Consider the following 1,019-nt stretch of genomic DNA (forward strand, 5'->3'; position numbering starts at 1 on the left):
TCCTCGTTGTCGATGCCATGACAGGTCAAGATGCTGTAAATGTTGCTCAAAGCTTCAACGAGGCGCTTGGCATTTCCGGTGTTGTATTAACCAAACTTGATGGTGATACACGAGGCGGGGCAGCTTTGTCGATCCGTTCGGTCACTGATAAACCGATTAAGTATGTCGGTATGGGTGAAAAAATGGATGCACTTGAACCTTTCCATCCGGAACGAATGGCTTCGAGAATTCTCGGGATGGGTGATGTCTTGTCACTGATCGAGAAAGCTCAGGCCAATGTCGATGAGGAAAAAGCCAAAGAGCTGGAACAAAAAATGCGCACCATGTCTTTCACATTTGACGATTTCCTGGAGCAATTGGGTCAGGTAAGGCAAATGGGTCCTCTCGATGAATTATTGAAAATGATGCCGGGAGCGAACAAAATGAAAGGCCTGGATAAGCTCCAGGTGGACGACAAACAGATCAGTCATGTTGAAGCAATCATTCAATCGATGACGAAGAATGAGAAGGTTCACCCGGAAACAATCAATGCAGGGCGCCGAAAACGGATTGCAAAAGGAAGCGGGACATCTATTCAAGAAGTGAATCGACTTCTTAAACAATTCGAAGATATGAAAAAAATGATGAAACAAATGAGCGGCATGCAGGGTAAAGGGAAGAAAAAAGGGATGAAACTCCCATTCATGTAAAGTAATTCGTTCAATTTTAATAAAAAAAATTGAACTGTTAAGAAAAAACACTTTACAAACAAATTATACATTTGATATCATACTAACTTGTGTGAAACTATTCGGAGGTGCTTTAATAATGGCAGTAAAAATCAGATTAAAACGTATGGGAGCAAAAAAATCTCCTTTCTATCGTATCGTAGTAGCAGATTCCCGTTCACCACGTGATGGACGTCAAATCGAAACAGTTGGAACTTACAACCCGGTTGCTAAGCCAGCTGAAGTGAAAATCGACGAAGAGCTTGCTCTTAAATGGTTATCAAATGGTGCGAAGCCATCTGACACAGTTCG

Annotated in this window: 1 protein-coding gene and 1 pseudogene; both read left to right on the forward strand. The window is 42.0% G+C overall.

Annotated elements, in window-relative coordinates:
• Positions 1-689: pseudogene (locus tag HP456_RS24310) on the forward strand (signal recognition particle protein); the annotation flags it as partial.
• 118 nt (positions 690-807) lie between these two features.
• Positions 808-1,019: 30S ribosomal protein S16 (rpsP, locus tag HP456_RS24315; protein ID WP_172255790.1), on the forward strand; the 212-nt coding region annotated here is incomplete at its 3' end.

The sequence above is a fragment of the Bacillus haikouensis genome, from assembly GCF_013179555.1.
Lineage (GTDB): Bacteria > Bacillota > Bacilli > Bacillales > Bacillaceae_B > Rossellomorea > Rossellomorea haikouensis_A.